We start from the raw sequence: 17,836 nt of genomic DNA on the forward strand, positions 1-17,836 counted from the left end.
GGGAAGACGGTCATCGGATGATGACTTCTACCCGGCGATTGCGCAGCTCTGCTGTATTAGGCGGCGTTTGGATCAGCAGGTTCTCCTCGCCATGGGAGGCGACAGTCAGGTCCAGCAAGTCGAGATGCCGGGCCTGCAACTGGCGGGCAATCAGCTGGGCACGCTGCAAACCCACCTTTTCATTGATCGAGGCACTGCCCAGGGTGTCGGTATGCCCGATAATGGAGACGGCCGCGGGCGTGCGTTTACGCAGCGTATCGACAATGCGCTGCAGCGTGTCCTGTGACTCATCAGTGAGCCGGTTGCTGGCACCCTCAAAATACAGCGTGTAATACACCGGAAGCATCGGCTGGGCTGCCAGCGCGGGGGTAAAGTCCATCAGGATCTGCTTGGGCGGCAGGGTAAAGGTCCGCCCGGGCGCCTCCTTGTCGAGGCTGACAGCCTGCTGGGTTCTGTCGATCTGAGTCGTGCCTGTCGGCGTCGTGACCGTGACATCTCGCGTCTGGCCATAAGGGCTATCCACCAGCACCACATAGGACTTGGAACTACACCCTGTCAGCCACACGGCCAACAACCACACAGCTTGGCGAAACGCTTTACTCATGGTCAACCTTGGCCATGAACTGGGCGCTGCGCGAGGCAATGGTTCCGTGAGGCGTGAGAATCTCGACCGCCTCGGGCTTGAGCCTGGCAATGCTCCCCGCCACGTAATTCAATGTGCCTTGCTTGAGTCTTGCAGCCAGCTTCAAGGCCCCCTTGGCTGGAGCAAACGCAAAGGCCTCGAGCGTGAATGTCGATTGCGGCCCGAACGACATAACAGACCCGTCCTCGAGTGTAATCCCGAAGGAGCCGTCGTCTCCGGCCTCGAAGGTACTGCCTACATTCACCGGCGTGCCCACCTTGATCGCGACAGGCTTTCCCTTGAGTGTGGTGGTCACGCTGCCCTGTACGGTCATGACATAACCTACCGGCCTGGGCGCGCCGTGGGCAGGCCATGCCGCCAAAAGGCCCGAAAGGCAGAGAACGAGCCACGCATTCTTGTTCATGAGCGTTGACCTTGAAGTCCGTATCGCACCACGCCTGGCCCTGGCGTCCTTTCTCTGCTCCGTTTCCCTGAGCGTTCCGTGCAATCGCTGTATACATACCGATAACCGTTACGTTAGTTCAAAACGTGCGGGCCATCGGACTAAAAATGCGATGCAGTCCAAACTGCCAGATACTGGCCCTCCTCCAGTGCCCGACAGGTATTACAGGTTGTGCAGCAGCTGCCAGAGCGAGGCGCCAATGCCCGTAATGCTTTCCCCTGCAATCAGGCCTGCTGCCGCTGCAATGGCAAACCGCTCGGTCAGTCCGCGCCAGCGCAGTCCGGCAGCCCAGGTCAGGATTGCGCCCAGGGCCATCATCAGGGAGATCGAAGCCGGCAGAATAAACGCCAACCCCAACGCCGCGGCACTGGGCAGGTAACGCGCCAGCCGATCCTTTGCGCAGGCATCCAATACGCCCAGGGCAACGCCTGCAACGGCAGCTATCAGCATGGCCCACTGAATGCTGGCAGAAAGTGAGTCCAGGCCCGAGGTCAGCGTCTGCGCTACGGCCTTCCAGGTCGCCACGGCCGGAGCAGGCCATTCCTGCGTGAGCAACATGGTTTGCGGATCTGGAATAAGCGTCTGGTAGACCAGCACCCCGACCACACTGCCTATCGCAATCCCCAAGCATTGAGCAATCACCTGCTTGGTGGGAGTCGCCCCGATGGCGTGGCCTACCTTGAAGTCATTCATCAAGTCCGTGCATTGTCCGGCTGCGCCACCGGCCGTGTTGGCACTCATCAGGTTGATGGGCACCTGCCCCGGCGCCACGATGCCAAAGCTCAGCTGCGACAGCTGCCCGATGGCACCGATTGGAGGAATGCCGGTTGCTCCCACGACACGTGCCGCCACAGCTGCCAGGCACAGCGCCAGTGGAATAGTCAGCAAGGCCATGAACCAATCAATGCCAAACAGGGCCGCCTGTAGCACGATGATCAATCCGATAGCTAACGCCAAACCTGCCAGCGGGCCGGGTTTTGGCCGCTGCCAGACAGTGGAGGTCTCTGCCGAACGGGATTTCCCCAACGTTCTTACCTGCAGTACACGCAAGGCCAGAGACGACAAGGTCGAAGTCACCATGATCGTCACCCCAGGCCACACCAGCCATTCCACCAGCGTTGCGAACTGTGGCCCCTCGCTGCCAGGCGCAAGCTCTACCAACCCGTGCGCCAGCAGCCACGGCGCTATGCCACCCCAGGCCAGGGCCGCGCCCAGAAGGAGCGTCAACCCGACGCGCAGCCCGATGATGCCGCCAAACCCGACCAGTAGCAGCGACGGATCGAAGGTAAAGGTCAGTCGCTCCAGATGCGCCGTGGGCGACCAGCGAGGAAAGGTCCAGTAAAACGTATCGACAGCTTTGACCAGTCCGGAGAACACGGCCGTTCCAAACAGCACCCACAGGCGCCGCATGGCTTCCTGTCCGTGGGTATAGATATGGGTCATGGTTTCCAGCGTGGCCATGCCTTCAGGAAACTTAAGATTGCCATCAGTAATCAGTGATGGCCTTAAATACCAGGCGATCCATATGCCCAGAAAGCTGACCGAAAAGACCCAGGCCATCATCGGAACGGCATCCAGCTGCTCACCGGTCAGCAGTGTGTAGGCTGGAATCGGCGCTACCAGTCCACCTGAAATGATGGACGCTGCCGCCGAGGCGACGGTCTGGTTGATATTGCTCTCATGCAATGTCCAGGCAGGCCAGTGCCGGTTACGAACCAGCAGCCCCTGCCAGAAGCCAAAGCCCACCAGCAGCGCGATGATCGACATGTTGAATGACCAGCCGATCTTGAGCCCAGCATAGACATTGGAGGGAGTTAGCACGATGCCTAACACCAGACCGGTCAAGACAGCGCGCAGGCTCAGCTCGCGCTCTACCTTCATGGGCACTCCCCGGCAGGCGCTGCTTGCTGATTGATGCATAAAAAGGAGCTATCAACAGGAGGAAAATTCGAAGCAATCACACCAGATCCTTATTGTATTGGGTGGGGTGTGCAGCACTTTGTCCCTCGGAATCGCCAAAGCGCTCAAAACAACGACCATGAAAAGCCGGTCAAGGTCCCTGCCCCCTCCCAAATTGGCCGTCATGAACGCCTTATATATGGATTGCTCACTTAAATTGTCCTGTTCAAGGCAAGATCCATGCTTTTCGCTGGTCTTTACCGCGGCTCGCCTGATCTTTAGAATATGTGAGAACGGTTCTCATTTTTCCATTTGCGGAAATGTTCATGACAACGGGCGAAATAAAGGCAGCTCCTGGGTTGAACGTGCTGTACCGTGACCACAGCGACTGGCTGACAGGCTGGCTGCGCAGGCAGACAGGGTGTAGCCAGCAGGCTGAAGACCTGCGGCAGGACACCTTCGTACGGCTGCTGACCAAGCCTGAACTGCCTGCCATGCGTGAGCCGCGGGCCTTTCTGACTCAGATTGCCAAAGGCCTCCTGATTGATCATTACCGCCGCGCCAGCCTTGAGCGCAGCTACCTTGAGGCTCTATCCACACTGGCAGACGAGCATTACCCCTCCGCTGAAGCCCTGGCTTCGATTATCGAGGCCTTGGCGGAGCTTGACCGCCTGCTCGGCAAACTTTCCAGCAAGGCTCGAGCGGCCTTTCTATATAATCGCCTCGACGGCTTGACCCACTCTGAAATTGCCGAGCGCCTGGGCGTATCGGTTCCACGGGTTCGCCAATATATTGCTCAAGGGCTACGGCAATGCTATGTGGCCCTCTACGGGGAACCTGTGTGAATGTAAGACCTGTGAGCCGTCAGGTTCTGGATCAGGCGATAGACTGGCAAGTACGCCTGGAAATGGGAGAAACCAGCCAGGAGCAGCTAAACGCCCTGCAGACCTGGCTTGCCGAGCATGCTGAACACCGCCGTGCCTGGGAGCAGCTGAACGGTATCAACCAGCGCCTGCGCATTGCAGAACAACCCGCTGCGCGAAATGCTCTGTTGCAGCCCTCTGCCAATGGGCGTCGGCGCCTGGGTCGCAGCACGTTAGTCATTGCCCTTGCGGGCCTTCTGAGCCTTATTGCGGTAAACCGTCATGTACCGGTGCGTTACGCCCTGGCTGATAACGTAACCGCCACGGGGGAACAGCGCACGCTGATGCTGCCTGATCACACCCGCATCGTGCTGGCGGGTCGTAGTGCCTTGAATGTTCGCTTTGATGAGCAGGAGCGCCGGGTAATTCTTCTGGCAGGAGAAGCCTTTATCGAAACCGGGCACGACACCGCCAGTCGTCCGTTCATCGTGGAAACCCAGGCCGGACGAATGCGGGCGCTGGGTACGCGTTTTCTCGTGGAAGAGGAATCACGCGGCTCGCGTTTGACGGTCCTGCAATCGGCTGTGGCGGCACAGCCGCGCTTTGGCCTTGGCGAGGCGGTCATTCCCCAGGGCGAGCAGGTCCTCATGATGGCGGACCGGCTGGATGAGCTCAAAAATGCACCAGCCAATGCCGACGCCTGGACTCACGGCATGCTGGTGGTCGATAACCAACCCCTGAGCGATGTCGTGGCGGCATTGAGTCACGAGCGCACCGGACTCATCACCCTTGATCCGGTCATTGCCACGTTACGGGTAACGGGCACCTTTCCTCTGCACGATGCTGACCAAGCTCTGCGTGCCCTCGCCCTCAATACACCGATACGAATCGAGCAACACACGCGCTGGTGGCTGGCCGTTAAACCCCGTTAACCAACGGGGTTTCAGCACGACACGTTCGTTTTCTGCGTTTTTCTATTTTCGTTATTCAAAAATATTCCAAGACGGCTCTATCACTTTGCCATTCTCATTCGGCAATGAAACGAATTCGCATTCGCCTCTTGGAGAGAGCCATGTCGTCGCTGTTCCGTCCTTCCTTGCTTGCCGCTGCACTTGTTTTAGGCCATGTCACGTTAGTCCACGCCCAGACGACCACCGCTGAGCGCACCTACCAACTCCCCGCTGCGCCTCTGGCCAGCACGCTAAACCGTATCGCCAGCGAAGCGGGTCTGACCCTGAGCCTTGACCCTTCGGTGGCTTCCGGGCGTACGTCGAATCCGGTCAATGGCCGCTACGCAGCGACCGAGGCCCTGCGCGAGGCCCTGCAGGGAACCGGGCTTGAGCTGACCGAACGCGAACCCGGCGTCTATACCGTACGCGTATTGCCAGCAACGGGCGACACCTTGAGCATGGCATCAACCACCATTACCGCCGGTGAGCTGGAAAATGCCTGGGGCCCCGCAGAGGGTTATGTGGCAACCCGTTCTGCTTCCGGCACCAAAACCGATACGCCAATCCTGGAAACGGCTCGCTCCATGTCGGTTGCCACCCGCGAGCAGATGCGCGACCGCGCTGTGCATAACATTGATGATGCCGTACGTTATATGCCTGGCATCGTAGCCAGCAGCTACGGCAGTGATACCCGGGCCGACTGGCTGCGGGTACGGGGCTTTGAGCCGACCCGATTCCTGGACGGGCTGCGCCTGCCGGACGGCGTCTATGTCGACCCCAAGCCTGAAACCTGGAACCTTGAACGCCTGACCCTCCTGCGCGGCCCCGCATCCTCCATCTATGGGCAGACGCCGCCCGGTGGCCTGATAGACATGGTCAGTTTGCGTCCCCAGGCTGAAACCAGTCATGAAGTGCGTGCCGAAGTTGGCAGTGACAACCATCGCCAGATCAATTTCGACACCACCGGTGCGTTCGATGAAAACGCCAACGTGCTTTATCGCGTAAGCGGCGTGGTGCGTGACAGCGACACGCAGATCGATCATATCGAAAACAAGCGCTACAACATCGCTCCCAGCCTGACCTGGAATATCGATGACGACACGCACCTGACGTTCCTTTCGCAGTACACGCGCGACGATACGGGCGCGACTAGTCAGTTCCTACCTCTTCAAGGCACCAAGATTGATGGCCCGTGGGGCAAGGTTTCTCATCATAAGAATCTGGGCGATCCGGATTGGGAATACTATGACCGCACCTATTACTCGCTAGGCTACGCGTTCGATCATCGTATCAACGATGTGTGGCAGTTCCGTCAAAACGCACGGTATACCAAGAGCGACCTATCGTTTCGGACAATCACACCGGCGTCCTATCCTGGCCTGTATGTAGACGCCAATACGACAATCCCAACCGTTTTGGCCGACGGCACCTTGCAACGCAGCACTACGTCTGTAAATGAGGATATCAGCCAGTTCGCTATCGATAATAATTTCCAGGGGGACTTCAACACAGGCAACTTGCAGCATACGTTGCTTTTAGGCCTGGACTACCAGCGCTCCAACAATAACTACACCTCTATTTTTGGATCTGCGCCTGCGAGCAATATTCATAACCCCGTGTATGGCCTGCCTATCGACAAACCAGCGCGCTCTACGGCGTATTACGACTATGACCAGAAGATTCACCAGACTGGTCTTTACATTCAGGATCAGATCGCTCTTGACCGCTGGCGCCTCACTTTAGGTGGGCGCAAGGATTGGGTTACAACTGACACTGAGTTTTATACCGTCCGGGCTAACGGTGCACATCCCAAACACAGCGATACAGCGTTTACCGGTAATGCATCCCTGAGTTACATCTTCGATTCTGGAATAGCACCTTATATTTCCTATTCAGAGTCTTTTCAGCCCAGTACTGGTGCAGATATAGATACTAATGAGCCACTCAAGCCCACGGAGGGTAAGCAGTACGAACTTGGTGTGAAATATCAGCCTACTGGATCAGATACTTTACTCACAGCGGCCGTCTATGAATTGACTCAAGAGAATGTCAAAACATCTAACTTAGTTGGTGGGGCTCAGTCGCAGGTTGGGAAAGTTAAAGTACGTGGTGTGGAGCTAGAAGCCACCTCAAATCTAACGGCAAATCTAAAGCTCATTGCAGCTTATTCATATACCCACACGGATGTACGTGACCCTGACCCTCTACACAACGGCAACCGCCTGCAGCTCATCCCTGAACACCAAGCCTCGCTCTGGGCTGACTATACATGGCATACAGGCATAGTAGACGGCTTCGGCATAGGCGCTGGCGTCCGCTACGTAGGTGATACCTACGGTAATCAAGGCAACACTTGGGAAGGCCATGCCGGCTCCTACACCCTGTATGACGCTGCCGCACATTACGATCTAGGCCGCCTCGACAATCGTCTGAAGGGCGCTTCCGTAGGCGTGAATGCCACCAACCTGTTCAACAAGGACTATATTTCTACCTGTGATGGTTATTACTGCTACTACGGTGACCAGCGTAGCGTGATCGCCAACGTTACCTACAAGTGGTAATCGCGTAAGTTGTGACAAAGCCGGTGCCAAGCCGGCTTTTGTCCATCAGAAAGGGACCTGATGATTCGACACTAGTAGCATTGAGCATGCATAAGGCTTGCATAACAACCCATGCATCGCGGACGATCACAGTTCAGCTTTTGTTAAGCTTTGATGAAGAGAGTGCGTGATGTCGATGATCCTCTATCACACCCCCGCATCCCCGTTCGGCCGCAAGGTCGTCGTGATGCTGCACGAGACCGACCTGATCGAGCAGGTTGAGCTGGAGATCGTCCAGCAGACGCCCCTCAATCCCAATCGTGATGTCATCGATGCCAACCCGTCAGGCAAGATTCCGGCGCTGCGCCTGGAAGATGGCACTACCCTGCATGACAGCCGCGTCATTCTGGATTACCTGGATACGCTGCATCAGCACACCCCCATGATTCCTCAGCAGGGTCCCGAGCGCTGGCGGCGAATGACACTGGCCTCCCTAGCCGATGCCATGACCGAATCGGCCGTACAGATCCGCTACGAGACGTTCATGCGGCCACCGGGCATGCAGTGGAAGCTCTGGCTGGATAACCAGCATGAGAAGATTGCCCGTTCGCTGGATTACTTTGAACAGACAGCATTGCCCGAGCTTGAAGGCCACTTCGATATGGCCTGCATTGGACTGGCCTGCCTGCTGGGCTATCTGGACCTGCGTGTATCCAACTGGCACTGGCGCGGTGAGTATCCCAAGCTGGCGGCCTGGTACACCGAGGCGGATCAGCGTCCCTCGATGCAGGCAACCCGCCCCGAGGCACGCTAATCGTTTCCAGGCGCCAGCCCTGGCTGGCGCCTCCCAGCCTTAGCAGCGAGGCGACCCGGACACGTATTTTTCCCTGGGATCAACCGCGGCATCCAGCTTGCGCAAGGCCTTGGCTCCAATCAGCAGCGGATAGCGGAAGTGACTGCGGTCCGTCAGATTGACCTCGATGGTACGGGACACATCGCCTACACAGACTTCCATCTCGATGACAGGGCGTTGTGCACTGGACGGCGTATCATCCTCACCGTCTTCATCGCCCTCATCCGAGCGGCTCTTGATCTTGCTGATTCGCGCCAGACGGTGCTCAAATACCGTATCGTCCGCCTTCTCCGTCGCCAGACGGAAGCTGACCCACTGGTCTCCGTCACGCTCGAACGTCTTGATGTCCTTGGCCGACAGCGAGGCGGTCCAGGCCCCAGTATCCATCTTGGCCGGCAAGGATACACCCAGCTCAGGTAGACGGAATGTCTCGTAGCGGCCGTAGAGCGTCGGCTCGGCCGTCGCTAGCACAGGCAGGCTCAAAAGGCCCAGCAGGGATAAAAAACGTTTCACTCAATCACTCCGGCAGGATCACGGATAGAAGTCTCCCGCGCCAGGGCCGCTATGTCCACAACGTACTGAGATTATCGAATCCCCAAGCCTCGGGCGACTCACGTCCAATGATGCGGTCGTAGCCTTTCAGGCGTGGCAAATCGATCACTTCATGCCCGATCGGCTTCTTGTGCCTTGCGTCATAAAAGACCTTTACGGTCGGTGTCAGCAATGACTTGGGGTTCTGCTCCACCACCACCGCAAGGCGCTCGCTTTCCAGCTTTACCAGCGAGCCGACCGGGTAAATGCCGACCGCTTTGACAAATGCCTGAAAGACATGCGGATCGAAGTGCCCTTTCCATTCAGCCATCCGTTTGACGGACTCGGCCGGGTCCCAGCCTCTTTTGTAAGGGCGATCCGACGTTACCGCGTCATACACATCACATACCGTGGCGATGCGGGACATCAGGCTGATCTGCTCACCGGACAGCTTATCCGGATAACCACTGCCATCGTATTTCTCATGATGATGCAGGCAGACATCGATGGCTGTCTCATCAGCTTGCCACGCTGTGAGAATGCGCTCCCCGGCCTTCGGATGACCCTGCATGATGATGAACTCTTCATCCGTCAGCTTGCCCGGCTTGTTGAGCACCTCCAGCGGCATCGTCATCTTGCCGACATCATGGAGCAAACCGGCCAGACCCGCCTGCCGTGCGGCCGTCTCACCCAGGCCAAGCGTTCGAGTAACGGCAATCATCAGCGCCGACACGGCCACCGAATGCAGATAGGTATATTCATCCGAGGTCTTGAGTCGCGCCAGGCTGATCAAAGCATTGGGATGGCGCAGCACCGAATTGGAGATTTCCTCGACCAGACTGGCAGCATCGCTCACCTCAACGACCTGTCCCATTCGCGCATCTTCCAGCATGCCTTTAACGGCTGTCTTGGCGCTATCGCAGAGCACCTTGGCCCGCTTTATTTCTTCAGCCATCTCGACCTGAACGGCAACCCCGGCCCCATGCGCCTCCAGGGAGCACCCAACATGAGCCGGATCTACATCAGCCCCTTTGCTAACATCGATCCACAACCCGTCGATGTCGCTGTCCAGAATACGCTGCAACTCATTCGGCGAGCGAATGACGAAGTGCCCCTTCCAGAAGGGATGATCCACCCATGGTGCACAAAATTCGCTCACATACATGCCCAGACGGGCCTGCGAAACGGGAATACGCTTAAGCATAATGAACAATTACAGCCGTTATCAGTGTCCTAGATAATCCATAGACGCCATTGCTGCCTAAGCGGCCCGGTAGAGGCTCAGAATGTTTATGGCGCTAACGAAAAGAATAGTACTCAGGGAGACTTCATGCGTCATCTGATCGTCGGACTGACTAGCGGCATTTTGCTCTTGATCAATACCCTCATTTTGATTGGCCCCTTGATGCTGGTTGCGCTGCTCAAGCTGCTCTGCCCCTACAAGCCGTGGCGCGACGCCTGCTCGCGCGGGGTCATGACCATCGCCGAGACCTGGGCAGAAATCGACAAGGTCATCTTCGCACTCTGCACTCCTACGGTCTGGGACATACGCGGTGACGAGAATCTGCGTAAGGATCGCTCTTACCTGATCATCTCCAACCATCAGTCCTGGGTGGATATTCCAGCCCTTGTACAGACCTTCAATCGTCGGTCGCCTTACTTCAAGTTCTTTCTGAAAAAGGAGCTGATTTGGGTTCCCTTTCTTGGCCTGGCCTTCTGGGCACTCGACTACCCGTTCATGAAACGCTATTCGAAAGCCACGCTGGAAAAACGCCCGGAACTCAAAGGGATCGACCTGGAAATCACGCGTAGGGCCTGTGAGAAATTTCGCGATCAGCCCGTTACGGTCGTGAATTACCTGGAGGGCACGCGGTTCACGCCAGCCAAACATGCCCAGCAGCAATCACCCTACCATCATCTACTCAAACCCAAGGCAGGTGGAATTGCCTTTGTACTAGCTTCACTGGGTAAGCAGCTCGATGCCATTCTGGATGTCACGATTCTCTATCCCGAAGGAAAACCGCCCGGCTTCTGGGCTTTGCTCAGTGGCCAAGTCAAGCGCGTCATTGTAGATATCCGCACTCTTCCTCTAGAGCCTTCACTGTGTGAGGGGGACTACCAGAGTGATCCCGTTTTTCGTGAGCAGGTCCAGCAATGGGTCGGCGCATTATGGGCCGAGAAAGATCGGCGGATCGAAGCGCTGCAAAAAGAAATGCGCCAGGAATAATCCTGGCGCATCGGGAGAAACCGTACACAGGCACGGATCGAAATCCGCGCCCGGGCAGGTTTACTGCTTGGCGGCCTTGACCGTTACCGCCTTGATGTCGGCCTTCGACAGCGGGTTGCTGGTCGAATTGGACAATTCCTGGCGATACGGGTTGGTCAGGCTGGACGTCAGGCGGATATCGTTGGATGCCGCACCCACCGAGATCTTGAACGTATCAGCATCCACAACCCAGTTGTTGGTGGCTTCATTGAAGTAGGCCAACGAACGGTCGTTGAGCTGCAACGTGACACGCTTGGTCTCACCCGGATTCAGGAACACCTTGCCAAAGCCCTTGAGCTCCTTGACCGGACGCGCCACCTGCGGCTTGTTCTGACCAATATAGAGCTGAGCGACTTCAGCACCCGCACGCTGCCCTGTGTTGGTCACATCGAAGGACACCTTGATAGGTGCGTTACCCACTACCACCTTGGGCGTTACCTTGATGTTGGAATACTTGAAGCTGGTGTAGGACAGGCCATAACCGAACGGATACAGCGGCTTGATACCGCTCATCTCATAGCCACGGTAGCCTACGTACAGACCTTCGCTGTAGGCCATACGGGTAATCTTGCCGGTGTTGTCGAACTCGGGGAAGCCGGCATAGACGGGGTTATCCTGCAGCTTCTTCTCAATGCTGAACGGCATTTTCGCGGACGGGTTGACTACCCCGTACAGGATTTCCGCCAGCGCCTGGCCACCGTACTGGCCAGGATAGAAGGCATGCAATGCGCCATCGACCTGGTCTATCCAGTCGGTCATGTTCAGACCGGTGCCGCCATGCATAACAACCACAGTTTTCGGGTTGACCTTGGCAACGTTCTGGATCAACTGGCTCTGGTACTCAGGCAGATCAAAGCCGTGGTCGAAACCTTCGCCTTCATACTCATTGCTGTTACCCACAGCCATGACAACCGCATCGTACTTGGAGAGGTCCTGCGGAGCAGCCAGCGAGGCCCAGCTCATCTGCACGCCCACCATGCCACCCATGGTTGAGATATAACCCTTGCGGCGGGAGTACTCGAGCTTGATGTCGTAGGACTTGCCCGCTTCCAGATTGACCTTGCCGTATACCGGAATGGTCGGCGGAATGCTGTTGTTGGGCAGCGGATTGCCATCGCCATTGTCGATGATCTTCTGACCATTCACATACAGACGCACAGCGCCATCCGCACGAACCTTGAAGACTTGCTCGCCGGAAATGGTCGGCGTTACCGATCCGCTCCAGCGAACAGACGTATTCTGATCGTCGCCGGTAACGGGATAGTTCGCGCCGTTGGTGGTATTGGAAACATAGTCCACTGTTGTGGTCTTGTTGCCATTGGCCCAGTCCAGGTTCACATGCTGATCGATACGGGTGTCAGAAGGAGTACCGGACCAGTTGGCATTATTGAAGAACTCAGCCTTCAAACCTTTTTCGGTATTGCCGGAGGCATCGGTGGTCGTCCATTCGGCCGCATTTGGGTCCAAGGACAGCGAGTCGATGAAGTCGACCTTGGCGTTACCAGCCACTTGCTTCAGGCCACTCAACTCACTGACGAAATTGCGTGCATCGACATTGGCACTACCGAAACCGGTAGGCGGCGCGTACTTGGCCAAGTTGCCAATGACCGCAATGGACTTGACCTTGTCGCTGGACAGCGGCAATAAGTGATCCTTGTTCTTCAGCAGAACGATACCTTCACGAGCACCTTCCAGGGCTGCCTGCTGGCTGCTGGCACTGTCCATGTCCTTGGACGCGGCAGGAATAGCCTGGTCGAAGCGGTACGCATAAATCTGACGCAGGATACGGCGAACCTTGTCATTGATGGTCTCGGTCGAGAGCTTTCCTGCCTGGATATAGGGCGTCAGGATGGTGCTATTCATCTGATAGCCCATCATGTCCAGATCGGTACCGGCATCAGCCGCCAGATAGCCATGAACGACGGCGTTGTAGTCGCTCTGCATGAGACCTTTCCAGCCCCATTCCTTCTTGAGCACGCCGGTGATCAGATGCTGGTGCTCACAGCTGTAAACGCCATTGATCAACTGGAACGCGCACATCATCATCGCAACGTTGCCGTTCTTGGCAGCCGACTCGAAGGCGGGCAGGTACATTTCGCGCAAGGTACGCTCGCCGATCCGCTCGTCCAGTGTAAAGCGGTTGGTTTCCTGATCGTTCGCGACAAAATGCTTGGCGTTGGCCCAGACGCCCTGGGATTGAATACCGTTGATGACCGCAGGCGCCATCACCGCGCCCAAATAGGGATCTTCGCCGGAAAGGTATTCGAATGCACGGCCGCTATAGGGCGAGCGGTACAGGTTGGCACCCGGACCCGTTACGAACTGGTAGCCACCGGCACGCGTATCGTAACCCAGTGCTTCACCGAAGGACTTGGCGCGTTCGACGTTCCAGGTAGCAGCAAGGTTGGGACCCGCCGGGTAAACGATACCCTGGTTGTTGTCCTGACTGGTGTAGCGGATACCCACACCGCCATCCGCACCATGAATCTGGGGCAGACCAAATTTATCCAGCCCCTTGACATCCCAGGGGCCCGTTCCGCCAATCAGTGAAAGCTTCTCGGAAAGGGACATCTGTCCCAGCGTGTTCTCGACCTTCTTTTCAACCTGGGCAGGGTTTGCCTGGGTTACCGCATATGCTTGACCAACTGCCAGAGCCAAAGCCGTAAGCACAGCTCCCTGTAGCTTTATATTTCCCATTATTAATTAAGTCCTGCTTTTAAGTTAATAAAAACGAGTCACTTCGATATTGCCGAATATCAAGTTTTACTGACTTAACAGCGTCCCGCGTCCTGCGACAAATAACCTCAATACAATCAATTAAAGTTATTTGTACAAGTTGAGATTTTTTTGTTATGGGAGCAAACGAGAACAAAAGGTAGCAAAATGATGGCAACAGAAAATCGCGTAAACGCGCGAAAAACCCGAAAAGATTAAGGCAAAAAAGACGAAAAATTGTCAAATGAAACGGTTTAGCAAGTAGCAAACCATTTCTCTAATTTAACTTGAACTTTTACCCTTAAACGATGTCTGGCCAAACTCTCAGCTTTAATCTATCGATTAGAACTTAGTCAAGAATCGAAAATTTAGAGTTGATTTTTTCTTTCAGAAGAAATTAGCTAAATATATCTACCTAACTCAGGCAGATATTTATCCGAAGAGTGAGAGCGTAATGAAAAAGTTTATTTCCAGCCTATGCCTGGTAGCAGGTTTTGCCGTAACAGGATGCGCCCTGGCAGCTGAAGACTCAGCCACTGCCACTCAAGCGTCCGGCACCTCCAACGGCCTGATGCAACAGGAGCACAACAGCAAGGCCGCCCAGAAAGCCAAACAGGAGCAGAACACCAAAGGTGGTCGTCCTGACGGCGTGTCCAACCCGAACGCCCTGAGCACCAAGTAAGCAATGCTCAGCGTTCAAGCGCCTGCCGTTAAATGAGGCAGGCGCTTTCGGCCAGCTCCAGCTTCAAGACTTGTGAATACAACGACACTGGCTGACTAAGCGTTCAGGTTCTATTCAGAGCGGCTTGGATGCTCGCTAATATCCCCTTCCGTTGACATGCCCTTCTGAGACAAAACCGACGAAGCGCCTCTTGCCCTTTTGTCAGCTTTTGTTCAGCTAAAAACAGGTAATAGAAGTAACTTTGCAGCTAAAAGGCGATTTAGCTCACAGCCAATTTCGGCGGCCTACAGCAGCAAACACGTATTATTAAGCGTCCATCTGTACACTAAGTGTTCATTTAACGGTGCGATTATCATCCGTTAGGCTTTGTTTTCTCGTTTAGCCAACGCCCACTGCTTTCTACGCTACCGCCTATAACCATGAACCTACTCCAACCCGCCTCGTCGACCACGGCTGAACGCAGCCCTTCCCAGAGCGCTTCGCTGCCCTCGGTGCCTATGAGCGAGCCACCGCTCACGTCTGTGGATTCCCACAAGCCGGGTGACGATGATGTATGCGAATGGCTGGTCAGCCAGGGAAAGCTCAAGCCTGGCGATCTGGAGCGGGCCCGCCGTCTTCACGAAACCTCCTCTGGAGAAAGCTTCAGCCATCTGCTGTTGCGCCTGGGCATGGTATCCGAGCGAGACATGGCGCATGCGTGGGCCTCACTACTGGACGTTCCGCTGGTTCTGGAAAGCGATGCGCCAGAAATCCTGGAAGACCCACTTGACGTTTCCACACGCTTTCTAAAGCAGCATCAGATTGTGCCGTTGGGGCAGGACAGTAACGGTCAGATCCATCTGTTGGTGGCCAATCCCGCCGAGCGTTATGCCATCGAGGCGCTTGAGTACGCCTGTGGCCGCGCGGCTCGGCTGTCCATAGGACTTCGCAGCGACATCGAAAACCTGATCGAGCGTTATTACGGTCAAGGCCGCTCGGCCATGGGTACCATCGTGGAAAACCTCGACGCCCAGGCTAATTCGGAAGACGACATCGAGCACTTGAAGGACCTGGCCTCAGAAGCGCCTGTGATTCGCCTGGTGAACCTGATTATCCAGCGCGCTGTAGAAAACCGCGCTTCGGATATCCACATTGAGCCCTTCGAGAATCGGCTCAAGGTACGTTATCGCATCGATGGCGTACTGCATGAGTCCGAAGCACCGCCTTCCAGCTCAACGGCCGCGGTGATCTCGCGCGTCAAGATCATGGCCAAGCTCGACATTGCCGAGCGCCGTCTCCCCCAGGATGGCCGCATCATGCTGCGTATCCAGGGCAAGGAGCTGGACCTGCGGGTATCCACTGTTCCGACCAGCTTTGGCGAGTCGGTGGTAATGCGTCTGCTCGATCGCGAATCGGTGAGTTTCGATTTTGACACCCTGGGCTTTGCCGGCAAGTCACTGGACAACTTCCTGAGCGTGCTGGAGCGACCCCACGGTATTCTGCTGGTCACCGGCCCTACTGGTTCGGGTAAGACCACCACGCTGTATACCGCGCTGTCGCGCCTGAACACCGCCGAGCGCAAGATCATTACCGTAGAAGACCCGGTCGAATACCAGATCGAGGGCATCAATCAGATCCAGGTAAAGCCATCCATTGGATTGGATTTCGCCGGCGCCCTGCGTTCCATCGTGCGCCAGGACCCGGATGTCATCATGATCGGCGAAATGCGCGATCTGGAAACCTGCCGTATCGCCATTCAGTCTTCCCTGACCGGTCACCTGGTGCTTTCGACACTGCATACCAACAGTGCGGCGGGCAGCATCACGCGTCTTTTGGACATGGGAGTGGAAGACTATCTGCTAGCTTCTACAATCAATGGCATTCTGGCTCAGCGCCTGGTACGCCGCCTGGATCCAGCGTTGTCAGAAGCCTATGAGCCGCTTCCGGAAGTTATCAGGGAATATGAACTCGAAAAATACACGGATGAACGCCCGATCCGCCTGTACAGGCCACGTCGCGACTTGCCACCCAATGAGGGCTACCGTGGTCGTAGTGCCATCAGCGAACTGCTGGTCATGAGCGATACGCTCCGCAGCCTGCTCATGCAGCGCGCCGATGCCGCGACACTGGAACAGGCCGCTCGCGCAGAAGGCATGTATACCCTGTACGAAGACGGGCTGCGCCAGGCGCTGGCAGGTACGACTACCTTGGAAGAGGTCCTGCGTGTGACGAGCGGAGACTGAGCATGGCCCAGTTTCGCTATCGCGCACTGGATGCGGCCGGTGAGTCTGTTACCGGCCATCTGGAAGCCGCCGGCCAGGATGAAGCTGTCAGCCAGTTGCAGGATCGTGGACTTCTGGTCCTGCAGGTCACGCCCGCGCAAGGCAATGCCTCGCAGGGTTGGCGTGCCTGGTTCAATCGAGACCCGTTAAGCGGGGCCGGGCTTGCCCAGTTTACCCAGCAGCTGGCCACGCTCTTGGGTGCAGGGCAGCCGCTCGATCGCGCCTTGAATATTTTGCTCAGCCAGCCAACGGAAGATAAATCCCGCCGACTGATCGAGCGTATCCGTGAGCGCGTCAAGGGCGGCAAGCCGCTTTCCGCCGCGCTCTCCGAAGAAGGCGGACAATTTTCGCAGCTCTACATCAGCATGGTCCGTGCAGGCGAAGCCGGCGGCTCACTGGAGGAAACTCTGGCGCAGCTCGCTCAATACCTCGAGCGCTCGCAGGCCTTGCGTGGCGAAGTGATCAACGCCCTGATCTACCCCGCCTTCCTGGTCGTTGGTGTGCTCGGCTCACTGGCCTTGCTGATGGCGTATGTCGTACCCCAGTTTGTGCCTATCTTCGCTGATTTAGGCGTTCCTGTACCGTTCATGACACAGTCCGTACTCTGGATGGGCCAGTTTCTTTCGCAATATGGCCTATTGCTGCTGGCGGTTCTGGTTGCGCTCATCTGGCTCACCGGCGCTCGCCTTCGTGATCCGGAACGCCGTATCCGCTGGGATCGCCGGATGCTGAGCATTCGGATGATGGGCCCCCTTGTACAGCGCCTGGAAACCGCGCGGCTGGCCAGAACACTCGGCACCCTGCTGACTAATGGCGTTCCACTGCTGACCGCACTGTCGATTGGCCGCCAGGTCTGTTCAAACCATGCCTTGCAGGGCGCCGTTTCGCAGGCAGCCGACCAGGTTAAGGACGGCGGCTCACTGGCCGCTGCGCTCAGCACCAGCAAGCTGCTGCCACAGCTATCACTGCAAATGATTCAGGTCGGCGAAGAATCCGGCCAGCTCGATACCATGCTGATCAAAGTCGCCGACGTCTTTGATGCCGAAGCCAAACGTGGTATCGATCGACTTCTTGCGGCATTGGTACCCAGCCTGACCATCGTCATGGCCGTACTTGTGGCCTTCATCATGTTGGCCATCATGCTCCCGCTGATGAGCCTCACCAGTAACATCTAACCGTAACGAGCCTTGT

Annotated in this window: 14 protein-coding genes; 8 read left to right on the forward strand and 6 right to left on the reverse strand. The window is 56.6% G+C overall.

Translation table 11 applies throughout. The features are described 5' to 3' along the window. Window positions 1-10 precede the first annotated feature (10 nt). The 3 genes from JQR90_RS18030 to JQR90_RS18040 form a co-directional block, all read right to left on the reverse strand. Entirely contained in the window at window positions 11-604 is a 594-nt protein-coding gene (locus JQR90_RS18030; protein WP_434140198.1) for an OmpA family protein, read from the reverse strand. Further along, the gene (locus tag JQR90_RS18035; RefSeq protein WP_010796060.1) at window positions 597-1,046 is read right to left on the reverse strand and encodes a FecR family protein; all 450 of its coding nucleotides are present in this window, start codon (window positions 1,044-1,046) and stop codon (window positions 597-599) included. Before JQR90_RS18035 ends, JQR90_RS18030 begins: the two co-directional genes overlap by 8 nt. A gap of 201 nt (window positions 1,047-1,247) precedes the next feature. Continuing rightward, entirely contained in the window at window positions 1,248-2,966 is a 1,719-nt protein-coding gene (locus JQR90_RS18040; RefSeq protein ID WP_434140199.1) for an OPT family oligopeptide transporter, read from the reverse strand. Window positions 2,967-3,310: 344 nt separating this feature from the next. On the opposite strand from JQR90_RS18040, the gene JQR90_RS18045 reads away from it, so the two are divergent. From JQR90_RS18045 to JQR90_RS18060, 4 genes are all read left to right on the forward strand, one after another. After that, complete coding sequence (locus tag JQR90_RS18045; protein WP_434140200.1) at window positions 3,311-3,829, forward strand: sigma-70 family RNA polymerase sigma factor; 519 nt, start codon at window positions 3,311-3,313, stop codon at window positions 3,827-3,829. Continuing rightward, the gene (locus JQR90_RS18050; protein WP_434140201.1) at window positions 3,826-4,779 is read left to right on the forward strand and encodes a FecR family protein; all 954 of its coding nucleotides are present in this window, start codon (window positions 3,826-3,828) and stop codon (window positions 4,777-4,779) included. Before JQR90_RS18045 ends, JQR90_RS18050 begins: the two co-directional genes overlap by 4 nt. Before the next feature lie 140 nt (window positions 4,780-4,919). Next, a complete protein-coding gene (locus JQR90_RS18055; protein WP_434140202.1) occupies window positions 4,920-7,358 on the forward strand; it encodes a TonB-dependent siderophore receptor in 2,439 nt (812 codons plus the stop codon). Window positions 7,359-7,527: 169 nt separating this feature from the next. Continuing rightward, window positions 7,528-8,151 (forward strand): glutathione S-transferase, encoded by a 624-nt coding sequence (locus JQR90_RS18060; protein WP_010796065.1) that lies wholly within the window; start codon window positions 7,528-7,530, stop codon window positions 8,149-8,151. Window positions 8,152-8,190: 39 nt separating this feature from the next. Here the strand turns inward: JQR90_RS18060 and JQR90_RS18065 are convergent, their stop codons facing one another. Both JQR90_RS18065 and JQR90_RS18070 read right to left on the reverse strand, forming a co-directional pair. Continuing rightward, window positions 8,191-8,703: an ATP-dependent zinc protease family protein gene (locus JQR90_RS18065; RefSeq protein WP_010796066.1), complete on the reverse strand. Its 513-nt coding sequence runs from the start codon at window positions 8,701-8,703 to the stop codon at window positions 8,191-8,193. A 49-nt stretch (window positions 8,704-8,752) separates the two neighbouring features. Then, the gene (locus JQR90_RS18070; RefSeq protein WP_010796067.1) at window positions 8,753-9,925 is read right to left on the reverse strand and encodes an HD-GYP domain-containing protein; all 1,173 of its coding nucleotides are present in this window, start codon (window positions 9,923-9,925) and stop codon (window positions 8,753-8,755) included. A 126-nt stretch (window positions 9,926-10,051) separates the two neighbouring features. Here JQR90_RS18070 and JQR90_RS18075 point away from each other — a divergent pair, with 126 nt between their 5' ends. Next, window positions 10,052-10,948, forward strand: coding sequence for an acyltransferase (locus JQR90_RS18075; protein ID WP_010796068.1), 897 nt, complete (start codon window positions 10,052-10,054; stop codon window positions 10,946-10,948). Window positions 10,949-11,008: 60 nt separating this feature from the next. Here JQR90_RS18075 and JQR90_RS18080 read toward each other — a convergent pair whose 3' ends face one another. Further along, window positions 11,009-13,684, reverse strand: coding sequence for a beta-glucosidase (locus JQR90_RS18080; protein WP_010796069.1), 2,676 nt, complete (start codon window positions 13,682-13,684; stop codon window positions 11,009-11,011). A 472-nt stretch (window positions 13,685-14,156) separates the two neighbouring features. Between JQR90_RS18080 and JQR90_RS18085 the strand changes: the two genes are divergently transcribed. The 3 genes from JQR90_RS18085 (at window position 14,157) to gspF (ending at window position 17,820) form a co-directional block, all read left to right on the forward strand. After that, complete coding sequence (locus tag JQR90_RS18085) at window positions 14,157-14,384, forward strand: hypothetical protein (protein WP_010796070.1); 228 nt, start codon at window positions 14,157-14,159, stop codon at window positions 14,382-14,384. 497 nt (window positions 14,385-14,881) lie between these two features. Continuing rightward, window positions 14,882-16,606 (forward strand): type II secretion system ATPase GspE, encoded by a 1,725-nt coding sequence (gene gspE, locus JQR90_RS18090; RefSeq protein WP_037029833.1) that lies wholly within the window; start codon window positions 14,882-14,884, stop codon window positions 16,604-16,606. A 2-nt stretch (window positions 16,607-16,608) separates the two neighbouring features. Then, on the forward strand, window positions 16,609-17,820 hold the full coding sequence (gene gspF / locus JQR90_RS18095) for a type II secretion system inner membrane protein GspF (protein WP_010796072.1): 1,212 nt from the start codon (window positions 16,609-16,611) through the stop codon (window positions 17,818-17,820). Window positions 17,821-17,836 lie beyond the last annotated feature (16 nt).

The sequence above is a fragment of the Pseudomonas sp. JZ114 genome (genome assembly GCF_051027705.1).
GTDB classification, from domain to species: domain Bacteria; phylum Pseudomonadota; class Gammaproteobacteria; order Pseudomonadales; family Pseudomonadaceae; genus Chryseomonas; species Chryseomonas luteola.

Coding starts and splice junctions, on each gene's coding strand:
- JQR90_RS18035 (WP_010796060.1), bottom strand. CDS start 1,046: ATGAACAAGAATGCGTGGCTCGTTCTCTGCCTTTCGGGCCTTTTGGCG.
- JQR90_RS18070 (WP_010796067.1), bottom strand. CDS start 9,925: ATGCTTAAGCGTATTCCCGTTTCGCAGGCCCGTCTGGGCATGTATGTG.
- JQR90_RS18055 (WP_434140202.1), top strand. CDS start 4,920: ATGTCGTCGCTGTTCCGTCCTTCCTTGCTTGCCGCTGCACTTGTTTTA.
- gspE (WP_037029833.1), top strand. CDS start 14,882: ATGAGCGAGCCACCGCTCACGTCTGTGGATTCCCACAAGCCGGGTGAC.
- gspF (WP_010796072.1), top strand. CDS start 16,609: ATGGCCCAGTTTCGCTATCGCGCACTGGATGCGGCCGGTGAGTCTGTT.
- JQR90_RS18040 (WP_434140199.1), bottom strand. CDS start 2,966: ATGAAGGTAGAGCGCGAGCTGAGCCTGCGCGCTGTCTTGACCGGTCTG.
- JQR90_RS18060 (WP_010796065.1), top strand. CDS start 7,528: ATGTCGATGATCCTCTATCACACCCCCGCATCCCCGTTCGGCCGCAAG.
- JQR90_RS18080 (WP_010796069.1), bottom strand. CDS start 13,684: ATGGGAAATATAAAGCTACAGGGAGCTGTGCTTACGGCTTTGGCTCTG.
- JQR90_RS18085 (WP_010796070.1), top strand. CDS start 14,157: ATGAAAAAGTTTATTTCCAGCCTATGCCTGGTAGCAGGTTTTGCCGTA.
- JQR90_RS18045 (WP_434140200.1), top strand. CDS start 3,311: ATGACAACGGGCGAAATAAAGGCAGCTCCTGGGTTGAACGTGCTGTAC.
- JQR90_RS18075 (WP_010796068.1), top strand. CDS start 10,052: ATGCGTCATCTGATCGTCGGACTGACTAGCGGCATTTTGCTCTTGATC.
- JQR90_RS18030 (WP_434140198.1), bottom strand. CDS start 604: ATGAGTAAAGCGTTTCGCCAAGCTGTGTGGTTGTTGGCCGTGTGGCTG.